22 protein-coding genes and 2 pseudogenes are annotated in these 23,537 nt (G+C 40.1%); 11 read left to right on the forward strand and 13 right to left on the reverse strand.

Annotated features, from left to right (window positions below):
- Window positions 1-13 precede the first annotated feature (13 nt).
- Window positions 14-769, reverse strand: a complete 756-nt coding sequence (locus O2S85_RS14295; protein ID WP_269409973.1) for an SDR family NAD(P)-dependent oxidoreductase — start codon at window positions 767-769, stop codon at window positions 14-16.
- A gap of 293 nt (window positions 770-1,062) precedes the next feature.
- On the opposite strand from O2S85_RS14295, the gene O2S85_RS14300 reads away from it, so the two are divergent.
- Entirely contained in the window at window positions 1,063-2,460 is a 1,398-nt protein-coding gene (locus O2S85_RS14300) for a right-handed parallel beta-helix repeat-containing protein (protein ID WP_269409974.1), read from the forward strand.
- 150 nt (window positions 2,461-2,610) lie between these two features.
- On the opposite strand, the gene O2S85_RS14305 is transcribed toward O2S85_RS14300, so the two are convergent.
- Window positions 2,611-3,255, reverse strand: coding sequence for an SDR family oxidoreductase (locus O2S85_RS14305; protein WP_269409975.1), 645 nt, complete (start codon window positions 3,253-3,255; stop codon window positions 2,611-2,613).
- 464 nt (window positions 3,256-3,719) lie between these two features.
- Between O2S85_RS14305 and O2S85_RS14310 the strand changes: the two genes are divergently transcribed.
- The 4 genes from O2S85_RS14310 to O2S85_RS14325 all read left to right on the forward strand — a co-directional run bounded on the left by O2S85_RS14310 (window position 3,720) and on the right by O2S85_RS14325 (window position 7,840).
- Window positions 3,720-4,697 carry a LacI family DNA-binding transcriptional regulator gene (locus O2S85_RS14310; protein WP_269409976.1) on the forward strand — a complete coding sequence of 326 codons (978 nt, stop codon included), beginning with the start codon at window positions 3,720-3,722 and terminating at the stop codon, window positions 4,695-4,697.
- 196 nt (window positions 4,698-4,893) lie between these two features.
- A complete protein-coding gene (locus tag O2S85_RS14315) occupies window positions 4,894-6,339 on the forward strand; it encodes a glycoside hydrolase family 32 protein (RefSeq protein ID WP_269409977.1) in 1,446 nt (481 codons plus the stop codon).
- A 75-nt stretch (window positions 6,340-6,414) separates the two neighbouring features.
- Window positions 6,415-7,656, forward strand: coding sequence for an MFS transporter (locus O2S85_RS14320; RefSeq protein ID WP_269409979.1), 1,242 nt, complete (start codon window positions 6,415-6,417; stop codon window positions 7,654-7,656).
- Window positions 7,631-7,840: a hypothetical protein gene (locus O2S85_RS14325; protein WP_269409980.1), complete on the forward strand. Its 210-nt coding sequence runs from the start codon at window positions 7,631-7,633 to the stop codon at window positions 7,838-7,840. Before O2S85_RS14320 ends, O2S85_RS14325 begins: the two co-directional genes overlap by 26 nt.
- Here O2S85_RS14325 and O2S85_RS14330 read toward each other — a convergent pair.
- Window positions 7,831-8,012, reverse strand: a pseudogene (locus O2S85_RS14330) (SDR family oxidoreductase); the annotation flags it as partial. The gene O2S85_RS14325 and the pseudogene O2S85_RS14330 overlap by 10 nt on opposite strands.
- A gap of 246 nt (window positions 8,013-8,258) precedes the next feature.
- On the opposite strand from O2S85_RS14330, the gene O2S85_RS14335 reads away from it, so the two are divergent.
- Genes O2S85_RS14335 through O2S85_RS14345 form a run of 3 tightly spaced genes read left to right on the forward strand, consistent with a single transcriptional unit; the run spans window position 8,259 to window position 10,403 of the window.
- On the forward strand, window positions 8,259-8,951 hold the full coding sequence (locus tag O2S85_RS14335) for a DUF1538 domain-containing protein (protein WP_269409981.1): 693 nt from the start codon (window positions 8,259-8,261) through the stop codon (window positions 8,949-8,951).
- Entirely contained in the window at window positions 8,948-9,718 is a 771-nt protein-coding gene (locus O2S85_RS14340) for a DUF1538 domain-containing protein (protein WP_269409982.1), read from the forward strand. The genes O2S85_RS14335 and O2S85_RS14340 overlap by 4 nt, the downstream gene beginning before the upstream one ends.
- Entirely contained in the window at window positions 9,672-10,403 is a 732-nt protein-coding gene (locus O2S85_RS14345; RefSeq protein ID WP_269409984.1) for a P-II family nitrogen regulator, read from the forward strand. The genes O2S85_RS14340 and O2S85_RS14345 overlap by 47 nt, the downstream gene beginning before the upstream one ends.
- A gap of 379 nt (window positions 10,404-10,782) precedes the next feature.
- On the opposite strand, the gene O2S85_RS14350 is transcribed toward O2S85_RS14345, so the two are convergent.
- The 7 genes from O2S85_RS14350 to O2S85_RS14380 form a co-directional block, all read right to left on the reverse strand.
- Entirely contained in the window at window positions 10,783-12,228 is a 1,446-nt protein-coding gene (locus tag O2S85_RS14350; RefSeq protein ID WP_269409986.1) for a M20 family metallopeptidase, read from the reverse strand.
- A 92-nt stretch (window positions 12,229-12,320) separates the two neighbouring features.
- Window positions 12,321-12,773 (reverse strand): hypothetical protein, encoded by a 453-nt coding sequence (locus O2S85_RS14355; RefSeq protein WP_269409988.1) that lies wholly within the window; start codon window positions 12,771-12,773, stop codon window positions 12,321-12,323.
- 3 nt (window positions 12,774-12,776) lie between these two features.
- Window positions 12,777-13,607, reverse strand: coding sequence for a DUF3100 domain-containing protein (locus O2S85_RS14360; RefSeq protein ID WP_269409990.1), 831 nt, complete (start codon window positions 13,605-13,607; stop codon window positions 12,777-12,779).
- A gap of 254 nt (window positions 13,608-13,861) precedes the next feature.
- Window positions 13,862-15,169: a helix-turn-helix domain-containing protein gene (locus O2S85_RS14365; protein WP_269409992.1), complete on the reverse strand. Its 1,308-nt coding sequence runs from the start codon at window positions 15,167-15,169 to the stop codon at window positions 13,862-13,864.
- Window positions 15,170-15,401: 232 nt separating this feature from the next.
- Complete coding sequence (locus O2S85_RS14370; RefSeq protein ID WP_269409994.1) at window positions 15,402-15,635, reverse strand: hypothetical protein; 234 nt, start codon at window positions 15,633-15,635, stop codon at window positions 15,402-15,404.
- On the reverse strand, window positions 15,607-16,794 hold the full coding sequence (locus O2S85_RS14375; RefSeq protein WP_269409996.1) for an amidohydrolase family protein: 1,188 nt from the start codon (window positions 16,792-16,794) through the stop codon (window positions 15,607-15,609). Before O2S85_RS14375 ends, O2S85_RS14370 begins: the two co-directional genes overlap by 29 nt.
- 87 nt (window positions 16,795-16,881) lie before the next feature.
- The gene (locus O2S85_RS14380; protein ID WP_269409998.1) at window positions 16,882-17,472 is read right to left on the reverse strand and encodes an ankyrin repeat domain-containing protein; all 591 of its coding nucleotides are present in this window, start codon (window positions 17,470-17,472) and stop codon (window positions 16,882-16,884) included.
- Between the two features lie 223 nt (window positions 17,473-17,695).
- Here O2S85_RS14380 and O2S85_RS14385 point away from each other — a divergent pair.
- A pseudogene (locus O2S85_RS14385) lies at window positions 17,696-18,582 on the forward strand (LysR family transcriptional regulator).
- A gap of 51 nt (window positions 18,583-18,633) precedes the next feature.
- Window positions 18,634-18,867: a hypothetical protein gene (locus O2S85_RS14390; protein ID WP_269409999.1), complete on the forward strand. Its 234-nt coding sequence runs from the start codon at window positions 18,634-18,636 to the stop codon at window positions 18,865-18,867.
- 123 nt (window positions 18,868-18,990) lie between these two features.
- On the opposite strand, the gene O2S85_RS14395 is transcribed toward O2S85_RS14390, so the two are convergent.
- The 3 genes from O2S85_RS14395 to O2S85_RS14405 form a co-directional block, all read right to left on the reverse strand.
- A complete protein-coding gene (locus O2S85_RS14395) occupies window positions 18,991-19,761 on the reverse strand; it encodes an acetoin reductase (RefSeq protein WP_269410000.1) in 771 nt (256 codons plus the stop codon).
- 260 nt (window positions 19,762-20,021) lie between these two features.
- Entirely contained in the window at window positions 20,022-20,792 is a 771-nt protein-coding gene (locus O2S85_RS14400; protein ID WP_269410001.1) for an SDR family NAD(P)-dependent oxidoreductase, read from the reverse strand.
- A 20-nt stretch (window positions 20,793-20,812) separates the two neighbouring features.
- Window positions 20,813-21,883, reverse strand: coding sequence for a 2,3-butanediol dehydrogenase (locus O2S85_RS14405; RefSeq protein ID WP_269410002.1), 1,071 nt, complete (start codon window positions 21,881-21,883; stop codon window positions 20,813-20,815).
- Window positions 21,884-22,212: 329 nt separating this feature from the next.
- Here O2S85_RS14405 and O2S85_RS14410 point away from each other — a divergent pair, with 329 nt between their 5' ends.
- The gene (locus O2S85_RS14410) at window positions 22,213-23,526 is read left to right on the forward strand and encodes a flavin monoamine oxidase family protein (protein WP_269410003.1); all 1,314 of its coding nucleotides are present in this window, start codon (window positions 22,213-22,215) and stop codon (window positions 23,524-23,526) included.
- The last annotated feature ends 11 nt before the right edge of the window (window positions 23,527-23,537 follow it).

The raw sequence follows: 23,537 nt of genomic DNA on the forward strand, positions 1-23,537 counted from the left end.
ATCATATCCTGCATTACCTTGCTGTTGCTCCACCATCAATCACAAATTCTGCCCCTGTCGAGAATGCTGATTCATCGGAAGCAAGGAATAGCACTGTATTGGCAACATCATTTACAGTCCCCAAATGCCCTAATGGAAATAAATTTTCACCTAGTTGTTCTTTTGTATTTCCGGTAACTTCAGAAGCATAGTCCGCCATTCCAGTGTCAATGTATCCGGGATGGATCGAATTCACTCTAACACTTGAGGAAGCATATTCCATTGCTGCATCTTTTGTCATAATACGTACTGCTCCCTTACTTGCACCGTAAAGAACATGTCCTGGAGAACCAGACAGTCCTGCTATGGAAGATGCATTAATCACGGAACCTTTATTTTGCTTTGCCATCAGCGGCATGATATGTTTCATCCCAAGGAATACACCGGTCACATTAATCGACATGAGACGATTCCATTCTTCCAGTTCAATCTCTGCTACTGGTTTTATAATATAGATTCCAGCATTGTTGAAAAGAACATCCACTTTGCCAAATGTATTAATCGTATCCTCTGCAACTGTTTTCCAGTCATCTTCTTTGCTGACATCGTGATGGATGAACAATGCCTCGCCACCATTTGTGTGAATATCCTTTACGGCCTGTTCCCCAGTTTCCTGGTTTATGTCCGTGATAACCACTTTAGCTCCTTCTTTGGCAAATAACAGTGCTGTTTCTTTACCAATACCTGTCCCTCCACCTGTTATAATGGCTACTTTGTTTTCAAGTCTCATTAGAACACCTCTCACATATTTTTCAAACCGCATCTTTGTCAGGTTTTACTAACAAATTCAAAAGCATTACCTCCACACCATATTTTATACCCTATTTTTCCTAAAACAATGCATCTAAGTGTTCTCTCCTAACTTCGTGACGCTCTCTCCCGGCTTCGTGTGCGGCTAGCACGCACACGAAGCCGGGGGACCAGCAGCTTGCTACCTTATAACGTATTTGTGAATGAAAAAACATTGCATTTTCGTTAACCCAAGTGCAATATAAAAGATATGAATCAATGAGGAATGATGAAATGAAAAAAATCATGCTAATTCTCCTGGCTGCAGCTGCAATCCTGATTGTTTTGCTTTTAAATAATACCCATAAAAAAAAGGAAAGCACCATCTACGTATCTGTAAATGGAGATGATCAAAATGATGGCACAAAATTAAAGCCATTTCGCACACTTAATAAAGCTGCTTCTGAAGCGAAGGCAGGGACAACCGTCTTGATACGAAAAGGAACCTATCATGAAAAGCTTGTCATCAAATATAGCGGAACAAAATCAAAGCCAATTACTTTTAAAGCATACAAAAAAGATAAGGTAGTTCTAAGTGGAAAAAATCTAAAGGATGTTGCGGGTGATACATCCTTAATTACGATTGATAATAAAAACTATCTAACTATCAGCGGGTTGACAATACAGGATTTAACAACCAATTTACCGGATGAAACGGTCATGGGGATTTATGTAACAGGTTCCAGCAGTCATATTACATTGAAAAACAATCACGTGCGCCGAATAAAAACTCTTGCAGCTGATGGTAATAGTCATGGGATCGCGGTTTACGGAACAGGCGCAATGCGGGAGATCGATATTTCGAATAATGTGGTAGAAGATTTAAAGCTTGGTTCTAGTGAATCTCTTGTTCTTAACGGAAATATTGACGGTTTTAAGGTAGAGCGCAATCTGATTCGCCGAAATGATAACATTGGTATTGATCTGATTGGTTACGAAGGTACCTCTCATAATAAAAAAGCCGACTTTGTACGTCATGGAGTGGTAAAAAATAATAAAATTTATGACATATCCTCTTTTGGCAATCCAGCTTATGGGGATGAATATTCTGCTGGAGGAATTTATGTAGACGGTGGTAAACATATAACCATTAAAAAGAATACTGTTTACCAAAGTGATATTGGAATAGAAGCAACCTCGGAGCATTCCAAAAAATATGCTGATGATATCAAAATGACAAACAATATTTTATATGATAACTTTTACACTGGCATATCAATTGGTGGATATGATGAAAAACGGGGAGGTACCAAGAATTCTTTGATCTCTCAAAATATTATTTATAAAAATGATACAAAGGGTCTTGATGGAGGTCAGCTTTTATTACAGTATGATACAAAAAACAACGTGATAGAAAAAAACATTTTGACCGCTGGACCAGCCCACATATTTGTCGCTAACTACTTTTCAGAAAATAAAGGAAACAAGCTAATGAGGAATGTATTCCAAAAAGAAAAAGGAAAAAATGGAATATGGGTTTGGAAAGACAAAGAATATACTTCTTTTCCTGAATTCAAAAAGGCTTCGAACAGTGATCAAGCATCCAGTTATATAGATCCTGGATATAAACATGAAGAAAAGTATAATTTTGAACTGAAAAAAGATTCACTTGCCAAAAAAATCATCGAATAAACCCGATATTTTGCTAAACAAGGCTTGATCAATCTTAAGGCTATGACCATTGGGTACGGAAATTAAAAAACATGGATACAGTTTTTTGTACCCATGTTTTTCAGTTTAAGAGAACCATCGCTCATTCAATCCAAATTCAATGGAACAGTATCATAACGTTTTTAAAGCATCTTCAATTGGCGTTTCCCCACCAATCATGTCAAAGGCTTTACCAATCGTTTGGTCATTCTCTAGTGATGCAACAATCGTTGACGCAACATCTTCACGAGGAATTTGCCCGCGTTCAAGATCAACCGCCACTTTTACTTTCCCGGTGCCAGGATCGTTGGTCAGTCCACCCGGGCGGATAATTGTATAATCAAGACCACTATTCTCTAGCCACACATCCGCATAATGCTTGGCTGCACTATAGTACGGTGCACCACCCATCCATTTGTCACGATGATGAACGCCAATCGCACTGACAATGACAAACCGTTTCGCCCCAGCCTGTTTGGCCGCTTCCATGGATTTAATCGCACCGTCCAAATCGATCATCATTGTTTTGTCAGCACCCGTATGTCCGCCTGAACCAGCAGTAAATACAACTGCATCTACACCCTTTGCTGCATTAGTGATGTCGTCGATGCTTCCTTCCAAATCAACAAGTGCTGTTTTAGCTCCTTGTTCTTCAAATTTCGCCATTTGCTCTTCCTTTCGAACCATAGCAATGGCGTTATGCTTGCCTGAATCCTGTATCTTTTTCACAACATGTTGACCAATTTGACCATTTGCGCCTATAACAAGTACGTTCATGAATTACCTTCCTTTCTGTCTTCTGATATGCTATTAACGAATATACCCTGCTGGTTAAAAAGGTAAACGTTTAACACGATCCTTCCTCCGTTCGTATAGTCGGAATATTTGAATTCCATGATATCATTTGTTTAATTAGCCTTATCTCAAAGCTTTTTAGCTAAAGCATGTTCAGCTTCCAACCATTCACCATTTTAACCTTCTATTTTGTGATCCGGTCTTTCCACAGTATCTTGCAATGTTTGAATTTTTTCCACTAACACTTGACGTTACTTGATAAGGATTTCTTTTCGTTCTTGCAAACTCGAGTCCCCTTGCTCAAACAGTTTCAAATAATCCTGTAGCACATTTATTGGTAACCCGGCATTTCGCACACCCCTTCACTTGTTACATCTATACAATGCAATTAATAGCGGTTTCCTTTAAAATATAGGTATATTTCAATTGCAAGGGGATAAAAAATCATGAAACCGAAAATACAAGATGTAGCAAAAGCGGCAGGCGTTTCTCCTACGACTGTTTCCAGGGTACTCAATGATCGGGGTTATATCAGCCAAACAACCAGGGAAAAGGTGTATCAGGCGATGAAAGATATAAATTATGTGGCAAATGATGTCGCTCGTTCGCTTTATAATAAACGAACCAATTTAATAGGAGTGATTGTACCCTCGACAAGTAACCCGTTTTATGGGGAGCTTGTTTCAGATATTGAGAGTATTTGCAATACCAAGGGGTACAAGGTGCTTCTCTGTAATAGTCTGCATCATGCGGATAAGGAAACGAAATACTGGGAAATGCTTTTAAGAAATCAGGTTGATGGTGTGGTCGTTGTAACATACAATCGGGGGCTAATTGATGACCAGCAGCAATTGCCGGCCGTTGCGATTGATCACTATCTTTCCAAAAATATCAATGTTGTCAGCTCCGATAACTATACAGGCGGGCAACTGGCAACGAGAGAACTATTAAACAAGGGCTGTAATAAGATCATACATATCAACGGAGCATCCTCTCTGGAAACACCTGCTAACGATCGAAGGTATGCATATGAAAATGTGATGAATGAATTAAATATGAACCCGATTACTTATGAAGTACCTGATGTAGCTTTTCTCGAAAAAAATATCGAAACGATTAAAAAACTTTTTCACGATCACCCGGATGTCGATGGAATCTTTGCAAGTGACGATTTGATTGCCATTAATGTCATCCAACATGCAAAAAATTTAGGCTACAAAATACCTGAAGATTTAAAAGTGGTTGGATATGATGGCACGAAATTAATCAGATCCATCTATCCAGATTTAACAACGATTGTCCAGCCAATTGCTTCTATTGCCGAAACCGTTGTTGACGTCCTGGACCAGCAAATTGCCGGCAAAGAAACAGCTAAAAATGAAACCATCCTCCCTATCAAACTATGGCATGGCAACACCACATAACCATGCCATTTTTTTACGCCTATTGTTTTCTCGGTTGATAGGAAAAGAAAGGCCGAGCAGAATCAACCGTGAGGACAGCCATCATACATTTTCGTATAAAATTTATGTCAACCGGTTGACATGTTTAAATAATTATACGAAAATAACGTTAAGGAATTTCGTTAACGTTTTCAAATCATTCATTGAGAGGAAGATCATGATGTATTATCAAGAACCGCTTCGACCGCAAATCCATTACTCGCCGGCAAAAAACTGGATTAATGATCCAAACGGGCTGGTTTACTTTGACGGAGAATATCATTTGTTTTATCAAAGGAATCCTTTTGGGAATGATCATCATCATATGCATTGGGGGCATGCAGTAAGTGAGGATCTTTTTCATTGGAAAGAGTTAGATATTGCATTGGAGCCGGATGAGCTTGGAACGATATTTTCAGGATCTGCTGTCGTTGATACAAACAACACATCAGGATTATTTAATGGCCCCAATGGTGGGCTGGTAGCCATCTTCACGCATGATGGGACAAGCCAGCAACAAAGCATTGCCTATAGTGAGGATAAAGGAAGAACATGGACAAAATATGAACATAACCCAGTACTTCCAAATACGGATATAAAAGATTTCCGTGATCCAAAAGTGTTTTGGCATCAGAATACACAAAAATGGGTGATGCTATTAGCATGTGGTGATCATATTCAAATCTATACATCTCCCAATTTAATAGAGTGGTCCTATCAATCTTCTTTTGGACAAGACTATGGATCGTATGAAGGGGTTTGGGAATGCCCGGATTTATTCCCATTATCTGTTGAAGACTCGTCCGAACAAGTGTGGGTTTTGATTGTAAGTATGAATGCCGGCGGACCAAATGGTGGATCAGCCGTGCAATATTTTACGGGTGATTTCGATGGTGTGCAATTTTATCCGAATGAGTCCCCTGATGATCCACTTAAATGGGTGGATGATGGCAAGGATTTTTATGCTTCTATTACTTGGTACAATACTGAAGAGACATATTGGATTGGCTGGATGAATAATTGGCAATACGCAGGTGTCGTACCGGTTTCACCTTGGCGCAGCTCCATGAGTATCGTTCGGCAACTGTCACTTAAAAAGGTAAATGATAAGTATGTATTGAAGCAGCAGCCTGTTGTTCCTAGTGTGAATGTGAATCATAAGCAAAACAATGACGTTACCATTAAGGAGGGAACCAATCAACAGCTCCCGATTTCATTGCCTGCAAGTGTTAACATCACAATAAACGAAAAAAGTAATAGCAAATGTTGGGGATTAATCTTGATCAGCGATAAAAATGAGGAATTTACCATCCACTTCCATTTAGATAAAGATATATACACCTTTGAGAGAAGAGATGGAAGCATTGACTTTTCAAGTGATTTTCCCGGTAATATTACTGGTTCACTAAAAGGGCTGGCAACCAATCAAGTTTTTTGTCTTTTAGATTATTCATCTATTGAAATATTTGTTAATGGTGGAGTTTCGGTATCAACCAATGTGATGTATCCAAAAGGAAAGATAAATCAGATTCGGGTTTTTTCAGATCATAAAGAGCTTGTTTTAGATGACATAGAAATAAACGAATATCCCTCCATCTGGTCTTCCAGGGAGAGTCATGTATAGGTAACTTCAGAATATCAGGGAGGAAAAGTTAGCGATTTACCTCCCTAATCGACTAAAAAAGGAGTTAAGCTAAAGATGAATTTTTTAAAAAATAGTAAGTATTGGTTTTCGTCTGGTTACCTGTTTTTATTCTTTGTTACATGGTCGATTTGGTGGTCGTTTTATGCTATTTGGCTAAATAACAGCTTGGGATTAACGGGTGCTCAAGTTGGAACGATTTATTCCTTCAATTCCTTTTTCGCACTGTTTTTTATGATTTTGTACGGGTATATCCAGGATAAATTGGGGACGAAGAAGAATCTTGTCTGGTTTCAAAGTGTTGTGCTCGTGTTTATTGCTCCTTTTGTCATCTATGTCTATGAGCCACTGCTGTTAAATCAATTTTATCTGGGAGCCATATTAGGTGCAATCTATCTTGGTGCCGGATTTGTTGCCGGTGCGGGATTTCTGGAGTCCTATACGGAAAAATTGAGTCGAAAATATGATTTTGAATTTGGCAAATCACGTATGTGGGGATCGCTGGGATATGCAGTAGCAGCGATTGGTGCAGGTTCTTTGTTAAGTATTAATCCACATATTAATTTCTGGATTGCTTCCTGTACCGGCATATTATTTTTTATACTGAACATCTTTTTTAAAGTAGAAGTTTCGGAAACCGAGAAAAAAAGCGTCTCCAACATTTCGATGAAGGATATTCGCTTCCTATTCACCAATAAAACATTTTGGTTTTTGATTATTTACTTATTTGGCACTGTTTGTATCTATACCGTTTACGATCAGCAGCAATTTCCTGTGTATTTTGTCAGCCTTTTTGCTGATCAAACCTATGGTAACACGATCTATGGTGTGTTGAACTCGATTCAGGTTTTTGTAGAAGCACTTTTTCTATTTTTAGCTCCATTTATTGTAAATAAAATTGGGATCAAACAATCATTGGTTTTGGCGGGAACCATCATGGCTTTCCGTATTATTGGATCAGCTGTCCTGACAAGCGGAGTTGGTATATCGTTTGTAAAAATGTTGCATGCGGTAGAACTTCCAATCCTGTTAATAGCAGTATTTAAATATATTGCCGCCAATTTCGATGTTCGTCTGTCTGCAACGGTCTACTTAATCGGTTTTAAGGTTTCTAGTGAAATAGGGGTTATTCTCTTTTCTTCACTTGTCGGTTATGTTTATGATTTAACCAATTATCGAACAACATTCTTTATTTTGGGATCTATTATCATACTCTTTGTCATCTTCTCCATTTTTACGTTAAACAACAATAACCGGGAAAAGAGATTGGATCATGAAGAATTTGCATCGGCAAAATAAGTACCGTTCATTGGAAAATATTGAGTGGCTTGGCGTCTATGTCTGGCGAGGGAATCTTTTCCGAGCGAATCAGCCCAAGCTTGAACAGATTTACCCCGACCTTGACCGGCTGCTTGGCATCCAAATTTTCAAGCCCATTTCTAAAATAATGCCTTTTAGAAATGGGCTTGAAATGGCCGTATAACCCCCATCAACAAGCAAAGTTGTACCATTAACAAAACTTACTTCATCACTTGCAAAAAACAGGACAGCCTTTGAATTTCTTCCGGGTTTCCAAGTCTGCCCTGTGGATGAAGGGAAGCTAGTATTCTGGAAATACCATTATTTACACAAACTGCTCCCCTCTCCCTTCCATATATTCTATTTGATTCAAAATATGTATTGTCGGTTAATATTCATTAATTATTATTATTGCAAATTATTTCATAATAAAGACAACCATGCTATAATATATATAGATACTTCTGACTTTTCTCCTATCTGTCTGCATGGTTATTTTCACATTTTATCACGCATTTGATGAAAAAGTGGCGTCCTTCTTCATCATCAGCAAATGAATACGTTTAGACCGTATTAGAAAAATTCAAATAAGGTGGTTATCTATGGACAATATCAAAAGTACCATATTAGAAGTTATTTATTCCATTTTACCGATTACTGTTGTAATTACAGCATTGCAATTCACACTAGTATGGCTGCCAACCGAAACGTTCTTGCAATTCTTGATCGGAGTCGTGATGGTGGGAATTGGACTCATTCTATTTTTATTAGGGGTTAATGTCGGATTGTTACCTGTTGGGGAAATGATTGGTTCCGCTTTATCAAAGACAAGGAAGCTGTGGATTATTGTCTTCTTCGGCTTTTTGTTGGGAATTGTGGTGACTGTAGCTGAACCGGACGTACGTGTGCTTTCCCATCAAGTTGATCAGGTATCAAGTGGAGAGATCCCCAGAAGTATTTTAATTCTTGCCGTTTCCCTGGGTGTCGGTATCTTTGTTGCACTTGCAATGATTCGCATTGTTTTTAGCATTAACATCGTCTACATATTGGCATGCGGTTATGGCATTATTTTTTTGTTAGCAGCGTTCTCGCCTCCCCAGTTCGTACCTATCTCCTTCGATTCCGGTGGTGTAACAACGGGGCCATTAACGGTTCCATTTATCCTGGCCTTGGGAGTCGGTGTGGCCTCAGTTATGCGGGGCAAATCCTCATCAAGTGACAGCTTTGGTCTGGTGGCGCTTGCTTCTATCGGACCGATCTTATCCGTGTTGCTGTTGGGGGTGATTTACGGATGAACATACAGGTATTCAGAGGATTCAACGAAATTATGGAGGAAGTTGCCACGGCATTGTCACCGCTATTTATCTTATTTTTGCTGTTTCAATTTATCTTTTTACGATTACCATGGAAAAAACTAATAGACATTGGCGTTGGCTTTATCTTAACGTTTTTCGGTCTTTCTTTCTTTTTACAGGGCGTGCATATCGGGTTTCTGCCTATTGGTGAGCTTATGGGGAAAAGTCTGGGCGCTTTATCTTATAGCTGGGTGTTAATTCCAATCGGGTTTATCATCGGATTTTTCGCCATATATGCTGAACCAGCCGTTACCGTTTTAATCCGGCAAGTTGAAAAAGTATCGGGTGGTTACATACCTCAGAAAGTTTTGCTCTACACGCTTTCGGTTGGTGTAGGCATATCGATCGTACTTGCCATATTGCGTTTACTTTTTGGCATTTCCCTATGGTATTTTATTGTTCCAGGCTATATAATAGCATTAATCATGGTAAGGTTTTCATCCAAAACATTTACATCCATTGCTTTTGATTCAGGCGGTGTGGCAACCGGGCCTATGACAGCTACATTTATACTGGCGTTGTTTGTCGGAATCGCAACTCAATTGGAAGGACGTGATCCGCTTCTTGATGGCTTTGGTATGGTAGCATTGGTAGCGCTTGCTCCAATCATATCCGTACTAACACTGGGAATCTTATACAGTAGGAAGGAGAAGGGTCATCATGGCAATGACACAGCCGGGGCAAAAGTTAATCATTACGATCGTTAGAAAGGAAAAAGCCAAAAAAGTTATCCAGGCATCCAAAAATGCTGGGGCAAATGGTGGCACTGTACTAATTGGTGAAGGGATCAGGCTCAATGAAAAAAAGCGAATCCTCGGCATCCCGGTAGAACGAGAAAGAGAACTCATCTTAACGCTTGTTTCCAATCAACGCTTTCCTAACGTGATGAATGCTATTATTGATTCGGTAAAATTAAACAAGCCAAGACAAGGGATTGGTTTTGTGATAGACACCAAGCAGGTTGCGGGAATCTCCCATATGGTGGGTTGGGATGCAGATGACGAAACCATGGATAAGGAAGGTGTTACGATCGCAATGGAAGAGCAAAAGATTCTATATGACCTTGTAGTGACCATTGTCAACAAGGGAGACGCTGAGAAAGTCGTTGATGCTACCAGAAAGGCAGGCGCAGAAGGTGGAACAATTTTGTGCGGTCGTGGAACCGGTGTTCATGAACAAGCCAAGCTGTTTAACATCCTCATCGAACCGGAAAAAGAAGTCGTGTTAACACTAATCAACAGGGAAAAAACAGATCAAGTAGTAGAAACCATTGAAAAAGATGCAGGAATCAACAAACCAGGTAAAGGGATTTCCTTTGTTCTGGCAGTCGAAAAAACAGTGGGGATTAACCATATTTTAAACGAAATGATCGGTAAAAGACTGAGGGAATAATGTCTGTACCGACTCTTCGGATAAATTGTATTACTCAAAATATATGAACGACCACCTGTTAAAGCGGTGGTCGTTTTACTATCTATTGGTTCCATCATCAAGGTTACGTGACCTTTATTTGCTGATCGTGGGGTATGTGAGAGGCCACTATGAACACCCCACCTTGTAATAATTCTGCTTACTGGATCAACTTTATTCCTGGTTCGATCAACTTTGCTACGTTCTCGATCGACTTTGCTTCTGGTTCGATCAACTTTGCTACGTTCTCGATCGACTTTGCTTCCGGTTCGATCAACTAGCCAAAGTCCTTGCACATTTTTGAATGCATCAGTATGTTTAATGAAGCCTCATACTAAAAATCTAACTAAACCGCTAAGTCCTACTCTACTCCAACAACTTCAGGGGAGTTATGCCTTGGTGGCTGGAGATCTTGCGGAATTAAACTCTCATACTGATCCCCATCAAGTCGATTTTTAAATTCTTCCTGTGCTTGGGATAGTAACTCCTTATCCTCTAACACGCGAATAGCTGTACAAGCCATTGTTTTTCCTGCAAGCAACATTCCTTGGTGTGCATAGTTCTGCTTTCCTTGCGCTACCACTTGCCATGTATGGAAAGGAGTGGCAAATGCCCATGTAGATGTGTAGCACTGAGCTGTTGGTACATTCCAGCTAACATTTCCAACATCGGTAGATCCGGTCATAAATGATAATTGATCCGAGTAAGGAAGAATCACATCAGCAATCGGCCTTTCATCCAATTTGGAAGCAAACTCCTTATCGAGTGATGATTTGGCGGTTTCTCTATCTTCATCGGAAAAAGTGTGATAGATTGCCTTGGCAAATGCAATGTCCTGGTCATCCAATTCCGGAAATCCCAATTCTTTCATCTGTTGATGCATGACCCGTTCCAATGCACTGTTTGGAATCAAATTATGACAAGATCCTTCGATTTGATGTTCCAGTTCTGTTTCCGTCATTAGGGCCGCACCACGGGCAATATTTTCTACACGTTTGTAAAGATTTTGTACCTGTTCCGGTTTAGGGGATCTAATTAAATATGTAACCTCTGCTTCCTTTTGTACAACATTTGGTGCCAAACCTCCGGAATTCGTAACAGCATAATGAACGCGAGCATCATCAATCATATGTTCACGCATATAATTAACACCAATATTCATTAATTCAACGGCGTCCAAGGCACTTCTTCCCAGATGTGGAGCCGCTGCAGCATGGGCACTACGACCTTTAAACGTAAAGGTTGCGTGAATGACGGCGTTTGAGCTCGTATGCGCCACGGTATTCATTGTATAAGGATGCCAGGAAAAAGCAACATCAAGCGAGTCAAATACACCCTCTCTGGCCATAAACGCTTTTCCATAGCCGCTTTCTTCTGCAGGGCATCCGAAATATTTAACAGTTCCTGAAAGATCATTGGTTTCCATGTAATCCTTAACGGCTACTGCGGCGGCTAACGAGCCCACACCAAGCAAATTATGTCCACATCCATGCCCATTCCCTTGTGGTGTGACCGGATCATACGAACTGCTTCCAGATTTTTGGCTAAGGCTTGCAAGCGCATCATATTCTCCAAGTATACCGATAACTGGCTTTCCTTTACCGAAACTAGCTATAAAGCCGGTTTCAAGCCCTGCAACATCCCGTTCTAATGTAAACCCTTCATCTTCCAGCGCATTACTCAATAAATCCGCTGAACGAAATTCATCAAACCGCGTCTCGGCAAACTCCCATACCTTATTGGCCAATTCCTTGAATTTTTCATCCTTGTTGTCTACCAATGCTGATATTTTTTCTGTTACATTCATGATAATATATCCCCTATCTTTAAGTATATTGACTGTACTATTTTACAGGCGCAGTTATACACCGCTCACCGGCCACTTTCGCCTTTGAAAATCTAAACAAGTCCTTGTACTCGCAAGATAATCTCAGCTATAATCGCGGAGCCAAGGAATGTACCCAATAAAACACAGGTTCCAACAATAATACTCCGCCAACCTAATTTGGCAAAATCAGCCCATGAGCGTCCAACAGCAATTCCCGCATAAGCAAGGATTGGTGTCGTTAGAGCGAGTGTGTTCACTTCTTCGGTCCATTTAATCACATATTCTGATCCAGGTATGACCGGTAAAGAAAGAATCATACCAATCACACCCATATAAACAATGGCAGGCAGGTTAAGTGGCAGAACTTTTTGGATGACCAATCCGGCTAAACAAACGAGAATGATAATAATCATCCCGGGAACTGATGTTAATGGCATAACTTGATATCCAACCCAATTGCCAATAATTGCAATGATACCAACCACTGCCAAGACAAAAGTCCATTCCTGAATACTCTTTAACATACGTCATCCCCCTACCTTCGCTTTAGCTTTACCATCCTGCTTTGCCTTGCCAGCTTTAAATTTTGACAGAAAACCATAGAGCTTTTCCGTCATTGGAAGTGCAATAAAAATACTTACATATAATCCCGTGGTTATCGAAATCAGGTTGCTGACTGCCGCAAAGGCCATAAGACTTTCCTTCATATCGGGAAACAAAGAGACCAAAGAGCCGCTTGCAGCCGCCATCATACTTCCACTTCCAACCCCTGATGCCATAGCAAACGCCAACGGATGAATCGGTGTAAAGGTAGCCAGCAGCCCGGCAGCCAAGCCCAGGAACACAGCTCCAAATAAGGTTCCATAGATATACATAACCATGACACCCCGTCCTTCCGGAGAATTGAAACCGTATTTATCCGTGATCAAAGCCAAATTCCCTTCTCTTCCCAGCGAATGGGTCATTCCGATGCTCTCCCTTTTCATACCGATAGCAATCGCCACTGGAAGTCCCAGAAATATCGTGCCAAGGTTCCCAATTTCCTGTAGCAATAATGCTGGCCCTGCCTGGACAATTTCCGGAATTGCCGGGCCAATCGCAAAACTAAATTTGGCAACTAATAAACTCACCGACAAAAACACAAGCGTTTCGGCGTTTTTTGACGTTTTCTCTTTTACCACAGGTGTGAAATACAGTGCTACACCGAAGACCATGGCATAAAGCATAGGCAATAACAGTAGAACTCCCGGCCCCAATGGGATTTCATGTGTTCCGATCCATTCTGCCAATAGGGTCAAAATTAAAACAATTAAGTGTAAACGCCAATCTTTCCAGAGTTTGGGCTGCTTTGCTTCCACTTTTCTTTTCCCTCCTTTTAACCATTGCATGGTGCCACTCTACTTACATTCCAACATTCATTCTACAACAGGGAAACCCTATTACTTGTAATATTCGGATAATAATATAGCTATAGTCCCGAACAAATCTATTACAACGATTTCGTTCATTTGAGGTTCATTTTCGGCTATGTCCTTAATTTTAATTTAAACATTAATTTTAGTCAATATGAAACTATTAAAAAATTATAAACAGACAGAGATATCTCATTCTATTATAATAAGATCCGATATAATTTTCTTGGACGACCACGAGGATGAGAACTTTCCTCACCAATTACTTTTGCATAACCTTTTTTCTCCAATTGGGTTAATATTCTCCGTACACTCCTAGGTAAAATATGCAGATAACCAGCAAGGTCGTTGGCTGTCAGTTCCGCTTTACCCACTTTCGTTACAATGGCGTGAATTTTGCTTAGCGTGGAAACATTGAGCGAAGTCTGTTCACTGATTGCTTGCATTTCCCTGGAATTAACCGAGTAACTAATATACTCCGGCAAGCCTAAGGGACCATTGATTGTTTTATCCTCAAAAACAACCATCCAGCTCCCTTTCCCATGTTCTTTCGCATTTAACAGCGCATTTCGGGCATATATCTCCGCCTCATAAGCTGACTGGCCAATACCAATGCCGCTTGTAACTTTCTTCTCTATGATCCAATTGGTTTCTTCCATATCAGGTATCATGGAAAAATAGTCCGTCACGTCGCGAAGGATGCCCCGGGTTGTAAAAATGAAATAATGTCCGAATCCCACGGCCTTAAACGAACCTTGTATCCGCTTTGCATATTGAAGCAGTTTTTCTCTATAACCAATTTCGATATGATATATGTCGTCTGATGAATATGTATCTTTCGCGGAAGAAATTAATTCATCTATCTCAAACGTTTGCACCGCAATTTGCCGATCTTTAAAACGTAACATTTCATATGTCCGCAAAGCCATGTTTAACACCGATTCAATTGCAGAATTAGCATGTCCTACCCGAAATACCTGGACATCGGTTTCTTGTAGTTTCGTATGTACTTGCCATGCACACGTTACAGCCGCTTTTGTTTTCCCCTTTTTTGCTAGACAATAATGATGTGCAACTGCTTCATCAATGTTAATCTTGTCATCCGGATTTATTTTTGAATACAAATATTCAGGCTGTAATACACAATTCAGTTCTGAAAAAATTTGTTTTAATTCTGATACCGTAAAACCATCAAAACTAAGTTCGTCTATATTGATACCATAGTGATACAAAATATGATATAACGTTTTGTATAAGCTGGCTCCTTTATATGGAACAAAGAACATCGGCTGATTAACCTTTCCCCATTTCTTTGCAATTGAATACGGATAAACTCCAGAAAAAAACCACATATCTACTTCATGCTGATGTGTTTTTAGCAAATCAATCACATCTTCAGGAAAAAAGTGGACAAATGGTATACAGTCAAACTCAGTATGTTCTTCAACGACTGATTTAATTTTTTCCACATTATCTTCAGATCCGATTAGCCCCAATCTAATCTTCATGTTAAATCACTTTCCTTATGCTTTTTTGCTTCCTCAAAATCTACTATAGCACCATTCATGGAATCTGGGTACAGGTTGATTATCAATTGTAAAAATAATTAAATCCGTACTATATTTTTTGTTTAGTCACAACTTTAAACAAAATACTTTGCTGATTGATTCTTGTTTGTTACATTCTAGGACAGAACTTTTCCTGGCCTTTCATTTTAAAAATTAAACGTGTATTGGTTTCTTACTGGAAAGAACCTGAAACAAATTCTCCTTTGAACAACGTAGCTACCCGCTTCGATCTTCTGGCAACAGCTTCTGCAGAACAAGATGCGTCAACAAATACGATATTTGCTTCATCTCCAACATTCGGCCAATTCAGTTCGCCTTTAGAATGAAGTGGTGTGTTACCACCAGTAATATAGTGAAGTGTTTGTGCCAATGACTGTTCATCTACCCATCCAGAGATTTCTGCCAAACGACCTGGCTGAGCAACTTGCATCAACGAAAAAGAGATTAGCCTTGTCTCCTCTATTTGGCCAGACACGTTCTCCTTCTTTATTTAAAGGGGTCACGCCTCCCGTAATAAATCCCAGAGTTTGTCCAAGTGAACGTTCATCACTCAGGCCAAAACGTTCCGCCAATGTTCCGGCCTTTTCCAAACTGTCACCTTTTCCAAAGGGAGACCAGTGATCTGTGATACTATCATCGCCAAGAGATACCTTGACTCCTTTTTCCCGCAAGAGAGTAATCGGAATTGTTCTACCTATGGGAACCGAGGATGTAATCGATATCCCTTGATATGCGAGTAACTCCGCAATTTCACCAGTTTCCTTGGGTGAGACATCTGCCAAAGCGAAGGCATGACTGATGGTAACTCTACCTTGCCATCCGGCTTCTTCTGTCAGAGCGGCTAATCGCTTAAACGTAAAAATACCAAGATGTCCCGGGTCGTGTAAATGTAGATCAATGTCTGCATCGGCTTCAACAGCAAGGTCCATTACCGTCTGCAAGGACTTCTCTATATTTTCGTCAATGGATGCGGGATCAACACCACCTACTAACGAAGCACCATTACGCAGTGCTTCTCTAACAAGTGAAACAGATTGGCTGCGTAATAACCCATGCTGCGGAAAAGCGACAATTTCCACGGAAGCTTTCCCATTGTAGGTTTCCGCAGCTTGTACGGTTGCTTCCAAATTTTTCAACCCGATAACAGGGTCGACATTGCAATGCGTACGAATATGAGTCGAGCCTGAATGCAAAAGCAAACCCAGCAATTTTTCCGCCCTTTCCTCCGCCACAGGAAGCTGACGTGGAAGCAATTTTTCTTCTTCTTCCAATCGTGTTAAAATACCTTTCGCCGGAATCGTCGGCGCTTTCCATGAACCACCGTAATACGTTTTATCAAGATGAATGTGCATATCCCTAAAAGAAGGGAGCATGAGGTAATCTTTCGCATCGTGGTTAGGTAAATCCGTTATTAGCGGCTTTTCGGCTGGAATAATTTCGTTGATCTTCCCGTCTTCCACCTGTACATGAAATCGTTCTGTTTTTGTACCAGTTATCGAATCATGTTCATATTGGTAGCCCGTTTCCAAGCGAACATTCGTTAACCAATAAGCTTTACCTGTCATATTTATTTGTCCTCCCCTCGCATACCTATATTTTTACAAGACATAATGTGAAACTTTTATCAGCGATTTACTTGTCAGGATCCCCAATCAAGCACCAGCTTCTTTCAATATCCGTTCTATTTCTTGAAATCCACGTTTTTGTGCATGTTGTAAAGGGGTAACTCCATCTCCATCACTAATATTAACATCGGCTCCATGGTCAACTAATAGCTGTACGATTTCTTGATGCTTCTTACCGCCATCACCCAGAATGATAGCTTCCAGAAGCGCTGTCCAATGTAAATTGTTGATGTGATTGACATCCGTATCTGAATGGGTTAACAGTTCCTCCACAACATCAACATGTCCGCGTTCGGAAGCCGGAATGAGAGCCGTTCCGCCATACCGATTCGTTAGCGTTGTATCAGCCCCGGCATTAACAGCAAGTTTTACAATTTCAAGAAACCCTTCCGCTCCTGCATACAAAAGCACATTATCCTGATTGTTATCACGAATATTGATGTCTGCACCTTGTTGAATAAGTGCCTCAACTGTATCCGGCTTATTGCTGTGGGTCGCTGCTATTACAGCTGTTCTCCCATTTTTATCAGTTGCATTAATGTCCGCGCCATCTTTAAGGAGTTTCAGAACATTTTTCGTGTCACCTTGTTCAGCGGAGTCAATTAGTTTTTGATTCATCGTGTTTTCCTCCTTTTCTTTCGATATGTTTTCCGGGGATTCTGGTGTTGACTGACAAGCGGTGAGCAAAAAGACAAACAGAACAGTAAAAGTTATTCGCCTCACCATCATAGCTACTTTTTCCTCCTTCACAAATAGGGTACCATGGGGCTAACTATATGGAAAATATAAATAAAATTATTTTTACTTAACTTTTTCATATATAAAAGAGGTGCATACGATGATGGATATCAGACAACTGCGATATTTTATAGCGATTGTAGAAGAAAGGAAAATCTCCGTCGCTGCTGGAAGACTTCATATCTCTCAGCCCCCATTAAGTCAACAATTGAAAACAATGGAAGCGGAACTTGGCTCCAAATTAGTAGAGAGAAACGGCAAATTTTTAGAAATGACAGAGGCGGGAAAAGCCTTATATAAATATGCCTTGCAATTGACTCAGCTAATGGAAGAAGCCAAAATGGAGGTGAAGGAAGTTGGCGAAGGGATAAACGGAAAACTTACGATAGACGTCAATACGTTTTCGGTTGATAGGTTACCTGAAATACTTGATCAATTTCAAAAGCAATACCCGAAAATCACTTATAAAATTCAACAAAATGAATCCGCCCATCTCTGTAATTTGGTGAGAAACCGTGACGTAGAGCTGGCAATTATTCGATTGCCACTAAAATTGGATGAATTCTCTACTCTTCATCTTCATACTGAGCCGTTTTACTTTATTACCTCCAAACAGCAAAAATCAATCGATCATGAAATCTCACTTACTGACATTCAAAATTATCCCCTCCTTTTACCGAGTACAGAGGGATTAGGTGTGCATTACTTGATTTTGGAGGCATTTTCCCGCTTCAATTATACCCAAACATTGTTGCGGAATGCTCCGATATCAGTCTGTTGATGGATTTAATCGCATCTGACTTTGGTACATCTATTGTTCCCGAAACGTTACTCAATCGGTATCGGGGATATCCCATCTACGCGCACAAAATTTCGGATGCGACTCCACTGACCGGATCAGTCGGATTAATATGGCTAAAAAATCATCGCCTATCCAAAGCTGCTCAAAATTTTATTAGGATGCTCCAAAATTGGAATGAACAAGGTTGACAGTAATGACTTGGGAATGAGTGAACCCTAAATGAGGAGGAAGAAAAACAAATGCGAAAAGAAATTAGCAAACTACCTGAAAAAGAAGCGGATCGCGTACTTGAACTACCGAATTTGTATAGGGAAGAAGGAAGAGAAGAAGGAATTAATCAAGGCAAGAAAATGGTAGTTCAAAATATGATCAAAAATGGAATGTCCGACCATTTAATTGCTGATATGGCTGGTTTACATGTTGAAGAAATCAAGGAAATGAGGGGGCGGATGAATGGTGCAAGTGAATCGTAGGGGTTTTCGAAAGTGCTACCCCCCCCCAATTAATCTCTTTTACCAAATAAAGAGGGAGAGAAGCGGACACGAAAAAATTGCCGGGAATATGCCACATTTTTTCGTGTCTTAAAAGAGATCACGTTAATGTAACTCAATTCCCCCATCAATATTAATTGCTTGTCCAGTCATATAATCAGAATCCTCCGATGCTAGATAAGATACGAGTTTTGCGACATCTTCTGGTGTTTGCGAACGTTGGAGCGGAATATTGTCAACGTTTTGCTGCCAAGCCTCTCCTGGTTTTAATCCCATGTATTCTACCATCCCGGCATCAATGCGATCCCACATACCAGTTCCAACAATTCCTGGACAATAGGCATTTACGGTGATTTTAAATTGAGCGAGCTCTTTTGCAGCTACTTGGGTCAAACCATGTACAGCAAATTTAGTTGCCGAATAAGCGCCTAACAAATTGAATGCCGTTTTTCCGGCAATACTGCAGGCATTGATTATTTTCCCACCCTTTTCTTGTTTTTTCATTTGTTTTGCTGCCGCTTGGATACCATATGTCGTTCCAAACACATTGACGTTGAAAATCTTCTCCAGGTTTTCCGGGGTTATGTCTTCAACTGCCTGTACCTGATCAATTCCCGCATTATTAATAAACACATCTACGGAGCCAAATTGTTCGACAGCTTCTGAAACCAGTGCGAATTGGTCTTCCTGTATTGAAACATCCCCTTCTACAGCAATCGCATGAATATCCATATTTTTAAATTCCTCAACTGTTTGCTGTGCCAATTCAATGTTCATATCACTAATGACGATATTAAAGCCATCTTTCCCCAAACGTTTAGCAATCCCTTTTCCGATTCCTTGGGCACCGCCTGTTATCACTGCTACTTTATTCATTTCGTTCACCTCTAGTAAAATTCTTATTACAAATATTTTATTCCCTATACAGGTTGTAATAAACATGAATATAAAGGAAATAAATTTTCGTTTAACAGACTACTGTTAAGGTTAAAATAACCATTCATTTGGAAAGAAAAACTGGGTAAGTAGGTGTGTGCAGCCCTTACTTACCCAGTTTTATTTTTTTCATATTGTGCAAATGCCTGTAGTACCGATCAAACAAAAACCCCAAAAATATTCCTACAGCACTGTTCCTTTTACATGAATTTACTCAAATCCGGATAACCGCTGACAGCCCAGGCACCATCAACAACCAGACTCGTACCGTTTACGTAAGAAGCATCATCACTAACCAAAAACATGGCAGGTCCCGCCATTTCATCCGGATCGGCTGCCCGCCGCATCGGTATCCGTTCCAGGTAGGCCTCATTAATTGCTTCAACATTCGTTAACCCACTTGTTAAAGGCGTTGAAACCAAACCTGGCAAAATGGCATTTACCCGAATATTGTGCTGTGCTAGTTCCAACGCAGCATTTTTGGTTAGCATTTCCACGCCAGCTTTTGCAGAGGAATAAGCTGCCCCATAAAACATTGGTACATGTGCATTTAATGAAGCCACGTTTACAATTGCGCCTCCACCATGTTCTTTCATATATTTTGCCTCATGTTTTAAAGATAAAAATACGCCTTTCAAGCATAGGTCTACGGTAAAATTCCAATCTTCCTCACTTTGGTCAACAATCGCACCTTCCTTTGAGGCACCGGCAACATTGAATGCGTAATCAAGTCCACCAAATGTATCAACGGTTTTTTTGACCAGGGCCTCAATATCGGCCTCTTTTGCCACATTGGTTACACAACCTACTAAATTCCCTTTATGACCTTCTTCAAGTTCCGCCAATTTTTCACGATTTAAATCCGCAACTGCTACTTTTACACCAGCCTTCAACAAACGTTGCACAAACGCAAAACCAATTCCTGATGCTCCACCAGTTACAATCGCTGCTTTTCCTGATAAATTTGCCAATGATATCCCTTCGTTAAAAATTATTTACTATCCGGTCTTACCAAAATTTTTGCTTGTTTCTTATCACTAATTAATTGTTCAAACCCTTCCTCAACAATATCTTTAAGGTTGATTTTCTTTGTAATCACTTGCTTTACATCCAATCTCCCAGTTGCGATCATATCAATAATTTCGGGGAAAACATGTCGGTAAGCAAGTGTTGACGTAATGTCCGCTGCCTTAAACATTAACTGCCCCATTTCGATAGAAACAGGTTGGGCAAATACAGCGATTGCCATGACTTGTCCACCTTGTTTTACGGAAGCGATCGCGTTTGTCATGGTAGGCTGCACCCCTGCACACTCATATGCAACACTAACTCCACCATTTGTAACTTGCTGAATCGTTTCAACAATGTCATTACGCATCCCATCTATGACAGTAGTCGCTCCCAAGTCTTTTGCTTTTTCAAGCCTTTCTTTGGATATATCAACTACGATAATTTTGGTTGCTTCAGCTGCTTTAGCAGATAATAGGGTCAATAATCCTATTGGGCCAGCACCAAAGATAGCTACCGCGTCCCCTGGTTTTAGCTTGCTCTCTCTTACTGCATAGAAAGCAACAGCTGTTGGTTCAACTAAGGCACCCTCTTCAAAAGAAACATTATCCGGAAGTACGTGCACCATATTTTCATCAACCACTACATACTCGGCAAAACCACCGTCCCGATTTAGTCCAATAAATCCAACATTGCTACATTGGTTATAATATCCCCTTTTGCATGCATCACATTCACCACAATAAATGAGCGGTTCAATCGCAACCCTTTCACCAACATGATGGCTGATTATATCATCGGCCACATCTACAATTGTCCCGGAAAATTCATGTCCAAGTGTTAGCGGAGGTTTTTGTCCACTGATTGGATGTGGCTCCAAAGATAACCCATGTGTATAAGCATGGAGGTCACTTCCGCAAATACCTCCCCACTGTACCTTTACTTTTAATTTACCTGACATGACTTCAGGCTCTTGTACGTCTTCTACACGTACATCTTTATTATTATGCCAAACCGCAGCTTGCATATCTTCATCTCCCAATTCATCAAACATTACTATTCTATTATAGCAATTTGACCTATTGGATACATGCGTAACGCTCACAATGGATTGGATTAATCCGGCATATTTAGCTATTCATAAGTTGATTTACCCTCTTTTTTTCATTGTCGCCAATCCAAAAATTGCTCTAGGGCAACATATGATTAAATTGCTAGTTGGAGTATATTTATAGTCTTCACTGCCAATAAATCAATCAAAATCCAGACGGCCAGCAAATCAATTTCTTATCATATAATTACAATATTAAAAATATAGATCAATTAAGATTAAATAGGCAGGTGAAAATCACGAATTTAACCTGGAAACGGGAGAGGAATGTAATGGATAACCAGAATAGTTTAAATGTATACGATGTGATTGTTATTGGAGCCGGTTTTTCAGGACTTGCTGCCGCACGTGAACTTGGTATGCTAGGTCACCATGTACTTTTATTGGAGGCGCGGGATCGATTAGGTGGACGTACTTGGACGGATAATAGATTAGGATGCAATCTTGAGTTGGGTGGAACTTATGTTCATTGGTATCAACCTTATGTATGGACTGAAATTACCCGTTACGGACTGGAAGTATTCCGGGTTCCTGTTGCTAAAAATGCTTTTTGGATAACAAATAATACCTTGCATTCAGGAACTCCAAATGAATTAGATCAAATTGTTAAACATAGTTTTGAGCGGATTTTGGTTGAAGGTAGCAAACACCTATCTACCCCACATGATATATCACAACAAATTCCCACTTTAAACGAATGGGATAAATGTACAGCAATAGATTACATAAACACGTTTGATTTAACTAAGGAAGAATACGACTTTGTAAGCGGTTTGTTAGCAACAGATTTTAATGGGCCTCCAGATGAAGGTGCTGTTACCCAAATGTTTCGGTGGTGGGCCTTTGCAAATGGAAATCGTAATATTTTTGCCGATACTGTTTCCAAATACAAAATAAAAAATGGGACGCGGTCACTGGTAAAAGCCATGGCCGCAGACGTTAATGCGGAAATAAAAATGTCAAACATTGTTACCGCCATCGAACAGGAAAGAAATTATATTAACGTTTGTACAGAGGAAGGTAAAGTTTTCAGAGCAAAATCTACCGTGATCACAGTCCCATTAAGTACTTTGGATAAAATAAAATTCAAGCCAGAACTTTCCGGGAAAAAGCTAGGTTTCATAAAGGAAAAACAGGTATCTAAAGGGATGAAAGTTTGGGCACGAGTAAAGGGAAACATAGATCCATTTGTTGCTTATGCACCAGTAGGATACCCGCTGCATGCCGCTAATCTGGAAGAAACAGTTGAAGAAGATAGTATTGTTGTTGGGTTTGGTTCGGATGCCAGTCGCCTTAACCCCACTAACCGATATGAAGTTGAAAAGGCGTTAAAATGGTGGCTGCCAGACATTGAAGTAGTTGAAAGTACTGGCCATAACTGGGTAGATGATAAGTTTTCACTTGAAACCTGGCCGATGCTAAAACCCAAACAATTAACCTCTTATTTTGAAGAAATGAAGCGTCCGGAGAATGGATTTTTCTTGGCGGGAACAACTTATGCAAATGGTTGGGGCGGTTTTATCGATGGCGCCATTGAAAGCGGCATCACTACGGCTAGGAAAGTCCACGATTACCTACAAGATTAATTAATTTCATT

This window comes from Lentibacillus daqui (genome assembly GCF_027186265.1).
Classification (GTDB): Bacteria; Bacillota; Bacilli; order Bacillales; family Amphibacillaceae; genus Lentibacillus_C; species Lentibacillus_C daqui.

Coding starts and splice junctions, on each gene's coding strand:
- O2S85_RS14295 (WP_269409973.1), bottom strand. CDS start 769: ATGAGACTTGAAAACAAAGTAGCCATTATAACAGGTGGAGGGACAGGT.
- O2S85_RS14300 (WP_269409974.1), top strand. CDS start 1,063: ATGAAAAAAATCATGCTAATTCTCCTGGCTGCAGCTGCAATCCTGATT.
- O2S85_RS14305 (WP_269409975.1), bottom strand. CDS start 3,255: ATGAACGTACTTGTTATAGGCGCAAATGGTCAAATTGGTCAACATGTT.
- O2S85_RS14310 (WP_269409976.1), top strand. CDS start 3,720: ATGAAACCGAAAATACAAGATGTAGCAAAAGCGGCAGGCGTTTCTCCT.
- O2S85_RS14315 (WP_269409977.1), top strand. CDS start 4,894: ATGATGTATTATCAAGAACCGCTTCGACCGCAAATCCATTACTCGCCG.
- O2S85_RS14320 (WP_269409979.1), top strand. CDS start 6,415: ATGAATTTTTTAAAAAATAGTAAGTATTGGTTTTCGTCTGGTTACCTG.
- O2S85_RS14325 (WP_269409980.1), top strand. CDS start 7,631: ATGAAGAATTTGCATCGGCAAAATAAGTACCGTTCATTGGAAAATATT.
- O2S85_RS14335 (WP_269409981.1), top strand. CDS start 8,259: ATGGACAATATCAAAAGTACCATATTAGAAGTTATTTATTCCATTTTA.
- O2S85_RS14340 (WP_269409982.1), top strand. CDS start 8,948: ATGAACATACAGGTATTCAGAGGATTCAACGAAATTATGGAGGAAGTT.
- O2S85_RS14345 (WP_269409984.1), top strand. CDS start 9,672: ATGGCAATGACACAGCCGGGGCAAAAGTTAATCATTACGATCGTTAGA.
- O2S85_RS14350 (WP_269409986.1), bottom strand. CDS start 12,228: ATGAATGTAACAGAAAAAATATCAGCATTGGTAGACAACAAGGATGAA.
- O2S85_RS14355 (WP_269409988.1), bottom strand. CDS start 12,773: ATGTTAAAGAGTATTCAGGAATGGACTTTTGTCTTGGCAGTGGTTGGT.
- O2S85_RS14365 (WP_269409992.1), bottom strand. CDS start 15,169: ATGAAGATTAGATTGGGGCTAATCGGATCTGAAGATAATGTGGAAAAA.
- O2S85_RS14375 (WP_269409996.1), bottom strand. CDS start 16,794: ATGACAGGTAAAGCTTATTGGTTAACGAATGTTCGCTTGGAAACGGGC.
- O2S85_RS14380 (WP_269409998.1), bottom strand. CDS start 17,472: ATGAATCAAAAACTAATTGACTCCGCTGAACAAGGTGACACGAAAAAT.
- O2S85_RS14390 (WP_269409999.1), top strand. CDS start 18,634: ATGCGAAAAGAAATTAGCAAACTACCTGAAAAAGAAGCGGATCGCGTA.
- O2S85_RS14395 (WP_269410000.1), bottom strand. CDS start 19,761: ATGAATAAAGTAGCAGTGATAACAGGCGGTGCCCAAGGAATCGGAAAA.
- O2S85_RS14405 (WP_269410002.1), bottom strand. CDS start 21,883: ATGTTTGATGAATTGGGAGATGAAGATATGCAAGCTGCGGTTTGGCAT.
- O2S85_RS14410 (WP_269410003.1), top strand. CDS start 22,213: ATGGATAACCAGAATAGTTTAAATGTATACGATGTGATTGTTATTGGA.